Source organism: Roseateles sp. P5_E11 (genome assembly GCF_054049355.1).
Window position 1 is genome coordinate 1 of record NZ_JBFUMO010000403.1, and the last position, 5,418, is coordinate 5,418.

Consider the following 5,418-nt stretch of genomic DNA (forward strand, 5'->3'; position numbering starts at 1 on the left):
AGGCCTTCACGCAGTTCAACGCCCTCGGGATCTCCGGGTACGGTGGCCTCACCGCCACCGCCAAGACGCTGCGCGACCAGGCCATGGTCTACAACTGCCTGGACCTCTCCGGCAGTGCACGCACCAGCTGCCAGGCCCGGCTCGCCCAGCCCTACCAACAGAAGGGCCTGATCCAGGACGCCATGACGRCCGCGGCCGGCCGCCTCGCACAGATCCAATCCCTGATGGGCCAGATCAACGCGACGACGGACCAGAAGTCGATCCAGGAGGTCCAGGCCCGGATCGGTGCCGAAGGCGCGCTGCTCGGCCATGAGATGTCCCAACTGCAGATGGTGCAGGGCATGGCGGACAGCGAGGACCGCATCGCGCGATCCCGCGACCGGGAGCGGCAGTACGAAATGCTGAACCGCACCGGCAAGGTGTCCACCTACCTGCCCTGACCGGCCCCCAGCCGCCCAGCCGCACAGCCCCCCGAAAGGCCCCCATGAGTGCCGTCCTGACGCCAGGCGTAGCCGCCGCATTGCCCAGTCGGTCTCTTCGACCGCCGGTGGCAGCCGAGGAAGACCCCGACATCCAGGCGAATCGCGCCTGGGAGATCGACCGGGCGGAGATGCTCGAGAGATCCGAGCGCCGCGCCTGGTGGGTTGCCGCGGCCGGCATGGCGCTAGCGATCATCGGCATCGCGGCCGTCTTCGCGCAGGGTCCGCTTCGCCGCATCGTGGAGATCCCCATCGTCGTCGACCGGATGACCGGCGAGGCCACCGTGCAGCAGCGCCTCGATGTGGAAACCATCCCGCCGCTGGAAGCGCTGGACAAGCACAACCTGGCGACCTTCATTCGCGCCCGCGAGGGATACAGCTGGATGTTCGTCCAACGGGACTTCGACCAGGTCGCGCGCATGGCTGTCCCGTCCGTATTCGCTGACTACAACCGGCAGTTCGAGGGCCCGGACGCCCTGCAAAAGAAGTTGGCTGCCTCCGAGGAATGGCGGATCAGCGTGGTGGGCGTGCGCCTGTCGGCCGCCGGCAGGTCCGGCAACCGAGGCGATGCCACGGTCACCTACGACAAGTTCGTGCGCCTGACCGACCGCAATCTACCGGAGGTCCGTACGCGCCACGTCGCCAGCGTCGTCTTCCAGTACCAGCCCAAGGTGCTCGCCAAGGAGCGCGATCGCCTGGAAAACCCTTTCGGGTTCGTGGTGACGGCCTACCGCTCCGACCCGGAGATCAACACCGTCCAGCCGGAGGTGAAGCCATGAGACCCATCCGCATCGGATCGACCCTGGCCGTGGTCGCGGCCGGCATCCTCAGCCACGGCACCGCTGCCGCGGCCGACACGACGGACCCACGGCTGCGCGAGGTGACATACGACCCCGTCGGTGTCGTCACCATACCGGTGAAGCGCGGCACGGTGACCCTCCTCGTCCTCGGCGCAGACGAGTCGATCGCGGAGGTCGCGTCGGGCATCGGCGCGGACTGCACCAAGCCGGAAGCCGCCTGGTGCGTGGCCGCACAGCCTGGCGGTCGCACGATCTTCGTCAAGCCGAAGACGGCGGCATCCGCCGGCAACAACCTGGCCGTGGTCACCGACCGGCGCGTCCATAGCTTCCGGCTCGTCGTCCTCCCGGACAACGATCCCAGGCAGCCCGTGTATCGCTTGGTCGTCAAGACGACGGCTCCGCGGCGAGCGGCCTTGGCCAGCCCAGCACGGCAGCCGCTGCAGGCGCTTTCCGTGCTGCCGCTGCCCCAGCCGGTGCCGCCCGAGCAGGTTGTCGCCGAGCGGCTTCAGGCAAAGCCTCAGGTGATGAATGCGCAGTACTCGCTAGCCGAGGGCCCGAAGTCCCAGGACATCGTCCCGACGCTTGTCTTCGACGACGGAAGGTTCACCTATCTGCGCTTCCCTGGGAACCGCGAAGTGCCAGCGGTCTTCCACGTGCTCGGCGACGGCAGCGAGACGCTTGTCAACGCTCGCATGGAAGACGACCTGCTCGTCGTGGACCGTGTCAGCCGACGCCTGATGCTGCGCGCCGGCAATGCCGTGGTGGGGCTCTGGAACGAAGCCTTCGACCTTGACGGCGCGCCGCCCGAGCAGGGCACCACGGTCCCAGGCGTGCAGCGTGTGCTGAAGAGCAGCCCAAGCGGCATCGTCGCGGGCACTATCGGAGTCCAGCCATGAGCACGGCAAGCACCGGCGCAACGAGCAGCGACGCCGACGATCCCAACGCGATCTCTCCGCTGCCGGGCGAGCCTGGCATCCCTGACGTGGCCGGTCCTTCCAGGCCGACCGTGTCCAGAAAGGGGCTGCTGGCCGTCGGCGTGCTGGTCGTGAGCCTTGTCGTCGTATCGGCGCTGGCGATCCACCGCTTCGCGATGTCGGGCCGGAAAGCCGACTCGGACAGCAAGCTGATCAAGGACAGGCCGACGGCTGCCGCCGCTGAGCCGCGCAGGATCGAAATGCCTGCCCTGGGCGCCTCCGCCGCCTCTGCGGTCGCCACGCCACGCGTGCCGGCGCTGGCCCCCACCGACGAAGAGGCCGCCGAGCCGATCGGCGTGCGCCGAGCCGGGTCGCCCAATGCACCGGCAGGCACCGCCGCTGCCATCTCGCCCATCGACGCGCCAGTCTTGCTGGTCTCCACGCGCCCGCAGCCGACGTCGGCTCCTTCCGCCGCGCCACGCCCTGGCTCGATGCCGCAGGCGCCAGAGGAGTCCGCCGCAGGCGATGAAGGGCAGGATCCGCTCTCGGCCACCTCACGAAACCTGCAGGCCTACCAGCGACAGCTCCAGGGCCTGCTCGACAACCTGACGCGGTCCGCAGAGCTGGCGACGGGCGGCAGCAATGGTGCGTCACCGGCACCTGCGCTCCCAGCGCTTCCCCCGCCTTTCCCGGCGACGACCAACGGCCAGCAGGCGGGCGGCCTGTTTGGCGGCCAGCTCCAAAGCTCGGCGACATCCAAGGTCGCCGCAGCATTGCTGGGCAATCGCAGCCTCACGCTACCCAAGGGCACCGCGTTCACCTGTGCGCTGAAGACGCGCGTGATCAGCGCCGCCTCCGGCATGGTGGGCTGCCAGGTGCAGCGCAACGTGTTCAGCGACGACGGCCGCGTGTTGCTCATCGAGCGCGGCTCGCATCTGGATGGGGAGTACAGGATCGCCGCGGTACGCGCAGGCATGGTTCGCATCCCCGTCCTCTGGACACGCCTGCGCACGCCCCTTGGCGTCACCGTGGACATCGAGTCTCCGGCAACAGGCCAGCTCGGCGAGTCCGGTATCGACGGGTACGTCGACAACCGCTGGACCGAGCGCATTGGGGCCGCCATGCTGCTGTCGCTGATCGACGACTCGGTGAAGCTCGTCATCCAGGGCCAGGCCAACGAGCGCCAGGGCGACACCATCGTCTTGCCGTCCACCACCTCCAACACCAGCAAGCTGGCCGAGAAGGTGTTGGAAAGCACGATCAACATTCCGCCGCTGATCTACCAGAACCAGGGCGGCATCGTTGGGATCTACGTCGCCCGAGACATCGACTTCTCGTCGGTCTACGAGCTGGCCCCCGCCGCTCTTCGCCAGCCCTGACACCATGAGCGCGCTGCCTGCGGACCTTTCAGACGGGGCGCAAGCCTGGTGCGGCGACGCGACCTCCGTGATCGAGTTCCTGCGCCCCCTGCGCGAGCAACTCGACGCCCAGGGCGTGCAGGAAGTCTGCGTCAACAGGCCGGGCGAGCTGTTCATCGAGACCGCCGACGGCTGGCAGGCCCGCGGCGCACAGGACATGACGCTGGAGCGCTGCATGTCACTGGCCACCGCCGTTGCCACCTACGGCGACCAGCAGATCAACCAGGAGCGGCCGCTGCTGGCGGCGACCTTACCAACCGGCGAGCGGGTCCAGTTCGTGATCCCGCCGGCCGTCACACGGGGGACGGTGTCGATCACGCTGCGCAAGCCGGCGACGCTGATCAAGCGCCTGGACGACTTCGAGCGCGAGGGCCTCTTCGAGCGGGCCGTGGCGCCATCTCTTGATGGCGGAGACATCCTTCCATTCGAGTCGCAGCTGGTCCAGCTCAAGAACGAGCGCCGATACGCCGAGTTCCTGCGCCTGGCCGTCCAGTGCCACCAGACCGTGGTCGTCAGCGGTCGGACCGGATCAGGCAAGACGACGTTCATGAAGGGGCTGGTCGAAGAGGCGCCCAGGGATGAGCGCCACATCACCATCGAGGACGCGGCGGAGCTGACCCTGCCAAACCACCCGAACGTGGTGCATCTGTTCTACAGCAAGGACGGCCAGGGCACCGCGCGCGTCACCGCGAAATCGCTGCTGGAGGCCAGCCTGCGCATGAAGCCAGACCGGATCTTCCTCGCGGAGGTCCGAGGCGACGAGTGCTTCCACTTCGTCCGCCTGGCGGCATCGGGCCATTCCGGCATGACCAGCGTCCACGCCGGCAGTTGCGCGCTGGCCTTCGAGCAGATGGCCCTCATGATCCGCGAGTCCGGCGCCGGCGGTGGCTTGACGCTGGACGAGATCAAGCGGTTGCTGGGGATCGTCGTCGACGTGGTCGTCCAGTTCGACCGCGACGAGCGCGGGCGGTTCATCTCGGAGATCCACTATCAGCCTCGGGCACGCAGGCAGGCGAGCGGCCATGGCGCGGCGAAGGCCCTGCCATGAGCCACCCAGCTGGCGAAACCTTCGCAGCATGGCCCCTGGGTCGCAAGGTCGCGGCGGTCCTGTTCGGGCTGGTCGGGTATGCGGCGCTCGCCTGCGCCGCCATCTACGCCGCCGGCGTGCTGTTCCTGCTGCTGAACAAGGCCAACCCTGCGCAGGCCCATTTCGGCAGCATCCTGCACTACTGGCGTCTGTACGCAGACGACCCGCCACTGCGCAAGAAGCTGCTGGCCTCCGTGGGCGGCTCGGCCGGCGGCCTGCTGGTGATCCTTCCTGTCGCCCTTGCCATCGCAGCGCAGCCTCAGCGACGGCTGCACGGCGACGCGCGCTTCGCGAACCCGATCGAGGTCAACGCGGCGCTTCCCGTCAACAACGAGCAGCCTGGCATCCTGGTGGGCAAGTACCGCGGCAGATTCCTCTCCCTGCCCGGCCAGCTGTCGGTGATGCTGTCGGCGCCGACGCGCAGCGGCAAGGGTGTGGGCGTGGTCATTCCCAACCTGCTGAACTGGCCGGACTCCGTGGTGGCCCTCGACATCAAGGGCGAGAACCACGCGGTGACCGCGGGCTACCGGGCCGCACACGGCCAGGCGGTCTACGCCTTCTCGCCCTTTGACGACGAAGGACGAAGCCATCGCTGGAATTCGCTGAGTGCTGTACGGGCGACTGCGCTGCACCGCGTGGGCGACCTGCTCAGCATCGGCCAGATCTTCTTTCCCAATGACGGCGGCGGCACCTCGTCGGAAGCGTTCTTCAACGATCAGG

General features: G+C 68.2%; 6 protein-coding genes. All 6 read left to right on the top strand.

The window, feature by feature from the left end; genetic code table 11:
* Window positions 1-440: type IV secretion system protein (locus tag ACXJKR_RS23055; protein WP_457324788.1), on the top strand; the 440-nt coding region annotated here is incomplete at its 5' end.
* 44 nt (window positions 441-484) lie between these two features.
* Entirely contained in the window at window positions 485-1,258 is a 774-nt protein-coding gene (locus ACXJKR_RS23060) for a virB8 family protein (RefSeq protein WP_457324789.1), read from the top strand.
* Entirely contained in the window at window positions 1,255-2,175 is a 921-nt protein-coding gene (locus ACXJKR_RS23065) for a TrbG/VirB9 family P-type conjugative transfer protein (RefSeq protein ID WP_457324790.1), read from the top strand. Before ACXJKR_RS23060 ends, ACXJKR_RS23065 begins: the two co-directional genes overlap by 4 nt.
* Window positions 2,172-3,572: a type IV secretion system protein VirB10 gene (gene virB10 / locus ACXJKR_RS23070; RefSeq protein WP_457324791.1), complete on the top strand. Its 1,401-nt coding sequence runs from the start codon at window positions 2,172-2,174 to the stop codon at window positions 3,570-3,572. The genes ACXJKR_RS23065 and virB10 overlap by 4 nt, the downstream gene beginning before the upstream one ends.
* Window positions 3,573-3,576: 4 nt before the next feature.
* On the top strand, window positions 3,577-4,659 hold the full coding sequence (gene virB11 / locus ACXJKR_RS23075; protein WP_457324792.1) for a P-type DNA transfer ATPase VirB11: 1,083 nt from the start codon (window positions 3,577-3,579) through the stop codon (window positions 4,657-4,659).
* Window positions 4,656-5,418: type IV secretory system conjugative DNA transfer family protein (locus ACXJKR_RS23080; protein ID WP_457324793.1), on the top strand; the 763-nt coding region annotated here is incomplete at its 3' end. The genes virB11 and ACXJKR_RS23080, both read left to right, overlap by 4 nt.

What these genes read in the sequence shown, in the direction of transcription:
- ACXJKR_RS23060 (WP_457324789.1), top strand. Translation starts at nt 485, where the DNA reads ATGAGTGCCGTCCTGACGCCAGGCGTAGCCGCCGCATTGCCCAGTCGG.
- virB11 (WP_457324792.1), top strand. Translation starts at nt 3,577, where the DNA reads ATGAGCGCGCTGCCTGCGGACCTTTCAGACGGGGCGCAAGCCTGGTGC.
- virB10 (WP_457324791.1), top strand. Translation starts at nt 2,172, where the DNA reads ATGAGCACGGCAAGCACCGGCGCAACGAGCAGCGACGCCGACGATCCC.
- ACXJKR_RS23065 (WP_457324790.1), top strand. Translation starts at nt 1,255, where the DNA reads ATGAGACCCATCCGCATCGGATCGACCCTGGCCGTGGTCGCGGCCGGC.